Source organism: uncultured Campylobacter sp. (assembly GCF_938018145.1).
In the GTDB taxonomy this organism is placed as follows: domain Bacteria; phylum Campylobacterota; class Campylobacteria; order Campylobacterales; family Campylobacteraceae; genus Campylobacter_A.
In genome coordinates this window covers 1-2928 of record NZ_CALIII010000015.1, presented here as the reverse complement: position 1 = coordinate 2928, position 2928 = coordinate 1, and the positions used below count along the sequence as shown (strand labels likewise).

At 45.9% G+C, this 2928-nt stretch carries 3 protein-coding genes and 1 pseudogene; all 4 read left to right on the top strand.

What is annotated here, in order from left to right:
• Positions 1 to 735, top strand: a pseudogene (locus Q0338_RS00495) (polysaccharide biosynthesis protein); the annotation flags it as partial.
• Complete coding sequence (locus Q0338_RS00490) at positions 732 to 1487, top strand: glycosyltransferase family 25 protein (protein ID WP_298085059.1); 756 nt, start codon at positions 732 to 734, stop codon at positions 1485 to 1487. The pseudogene Q0338_RS00495 and the gene Q0338_RS00490, both read left to right, overlap by 4 nt.
• A 93-nt stretch (positions 1488 to 1580) precedes the next feature.
• Positions 1581 to 2645 carry a glycosyltransferase gene (locus Q0338_RS00485; protein ID WP_298085058.1) on the top strand — a complete coding sequence of 355 codons (1065 nt, stop codon included), beginning with the start codon at positions 1581 to 1583 and terminating at the stop codon, positions 2643 to 2645.
• A gap of 1 nt (position 2646) precedes the next feature.
• Positions 2647 to 2928 (top strand): glycosyltransferase family 2 protein (locus Q0338_RS00480; RefSeq protein ID WP_298085057.1); only part of this gene is annotated, 282 nt, incomplete at its 3' end.

Sequence of the window (2928 nt, the reverse complement as noted above, 5' to 3'; positions counted from 1 at the left end):
TCAAAGGCGGCTCCGATCATTTTGGAGAGCTTCGTGGCACAGCTTAGCGCGATATTTGCGCCAAAATTCGTCGAGCACTACTCTAAGTCAAATTTGACCGCGCTAGTTGCAGAGGCTAAATTTTCGATGCGAGTTACGGCGTTTGTTATGAGTGTGCCCGCGGCTATTTTCGTGGCTTTCGGGCGCGAATTTTACACGCTTTGGCTACCGTTTAAAAGCGCGGACGAGATAAGCCTAATCTATAATCTCTCGATGATAACTCTAGTGCCGATTATATTTATCAGCTACGTTTTTTCGCTTTTTAATCTCGACAGCGCGACCAATAAACTAAAACGTCCCGCGATAGCAAACACCATTTTGGGTGCTGGCACGATTTTGGCGCAGATTGCCGTGCTTAAATTTACGGACTACGGCATTTACGGTATGGCGATCGTCGGCGCCGCGCTTTATTCGGTGCGCATTTTGGGATTTGACCTTATAAACGCTGCGTTAAATTTGAGCCTGCCGCTTACTACTTTTTACGGCGTTTATTTTAAAAATTTAGCCGTTTTCGCGGCCGTTTGCGGGCTGTTTTTTTGGCTGCGAAATTTCGTGCAAATTTCAAGCTGGAGCGAATTTGCCGCGTATTCGGCGGTTTTGCTTGCGCTCGGTTACGCCGCGAGCTTGTTTTTGATATTTGACAAAAGAGAGCAACTAATCTTGATCAATAAAATCAAATCGAAGTTTAAAAGATGAAAAATTTAGTATTCGTTATTTCGCTAAAAAGCGACGAGGCGCGCAGGCAAAAGCTAAAAGAGCGGTTTAAAAACTACGGCGAATTTAAGCTCGTCGAGGCAACCGACGGCAGGGCGATGAGCGCAAAGGAGTACTACGGCTACGCGCTAGCTAGCCTTGAGGCCTACGGCAGGCTTTTAAGCCCGTCCGAGGTCGGCTGCTCGCTCTCTCACGTGCGCGCTTACGAGGAGTTTTTAAAAAGCGACGCTAAATTTGCGCTCATTTTAGAAGACGACGTTATCGGAGACGAAAACGGCGTGAAAAAGGCGTTTGAAGCGGCTGCGAAGATGGACGAAGGCTCGGCTCTTATCTGCGGCGCGCAGGACGGGTTAGATGGGCGATTTAGCGCATTTGGTAAAAAGCTGGAGGATGATTTTTGGCTAGTCTCAAAGCGCTCTTACGGCACGATTTACCGAGCGGCGGCCTACGTGCTTGATAGGCGCGCGGCGGAAAAGATCTTGCAAACGCACAAAAAGGCGCTTTGCGTGGCTGATTTTTGGCGGATTTTGCTTTTGCAAAACGGCTTAAAGATGTATTTTAGCGATATTTTCGCACATCCAACCGATCTAACAGACTCAAATATCCAAGCCGAGCGGGTGCAAAGAGCGCAGATAAAGGTCTCCCCGCTAGCTCGCCTAAGCAGCTTAAAATATGTCGCCGCAACGCGCTTTGAAGCGGCAATTTTAGGCTATGAGCGGATATTTAAAAGATAGGAAACTAAGCGATTATAAAGCTCAAAATTTATAAAATCAATAATTTTGAAGATTTATTAAATTTTCGCGCACCGATTAAAATTTGGAGAGAGAATGAAGGTTTTATTTATAATTTCGACCCTGCAAGCAGGCGGCGCCGAGCGCGTGATGAGCTTGCTAGCGAGCTATTTTGCGAAATTTCACGACGTAACGCTTTTAAAATTTGACACCAAACCGCCGTTTTACGAGCTAGACGAGAGGATAAAGCTGATCGATCTGCCTTTTCCGATGGTAAAAAAAGGTTTTTTTGCAAATTTAATCAGGCGCGTGAAAAAGTTTTTTTATCAGCGAAATTTGATCAAAAACGGCGGCTTTGACGTCGTTATCTCCTCTATGGACAGCACCAATATCAACGTGATTTTGTCGAATTTATTTATAAACAAGCCGCTTTTTATCAGCGAGCATTCAAGCGCCGATTTTTTCAAAGGGCGCGGCTGGCTGTTTTTGCGCCGTTTGCTCTATCCGCTAGCTAGCGGACTCACGGTACTTACGAAAGAGGACTACGAATACTATAGCTTCGTAAAAAATAAAACCGTGATGTATAATCCTATGTTTGAAGCCAAAAAACAGGGCTTGCCGAAGGAAAATATCATCCTTTTCGTCGGTCGTCTCATCTCGCTTAAAGGCTGCGACGTATTTTTAAAGGCCATGAGCCTAGTCGATAAAGAGCTTTTAAAACAGTGGAAAATCGTGATAGCGGGCGCTGGCGAAGAGAGGCAAAGGCTAGAGCTCATCGCGCACGAGCAGCTTCATCTGGATGCCGAGTTTATCGGGCAAACGAGCGATGTCGCTTCGCTTTACGAAAGGGCTAAAATCCTAGTCTCAAGCTCCAAAACCGAGGGCTTGCCAAACGTTTTAATCGAGAGCGTATTTTTTAACTGCGCCAGGGTGGCGACTGCTACAAGCGGCGCAAAAGAGCTCATCGAGGACGGCAAGGACGGATTTTTAGTACCGATAGACGACGTAAAAGCGCTCGGAAGCAAAATCGAACTTTTGATGCGCGACGAGGAACTTAGGCAAGAGCTGGTAAAAAACGCCAACGAGCGCAAAAACGCCTTTAAAACCGATCAAATTTATCAAAAGTGGATGGATTTTATCACTCAAAATATAAAGGGCTAAAATGCTAAAAGTAAGCATAATAATCCCAACCTACAACCGCAAAGAGCTTTTTGAAGCCGCTCTAAAAAGCGCGCTGGCTCAAGACTACGAAAATAAAGAAATCATAATCAGCGACGATAACTCAAATGACGGCACGCACGAGCTTGCGCAGAGTTACGTCGCTAAATTTGACAACGTAAAATACGTCCTAAACCAAACCTACGACCGCGGCCCAAACGGCAATAAAAACAACGGCTTTGACCACGCTAGCGGCGATGCTTTCGTGATACTAGACGACGATGAC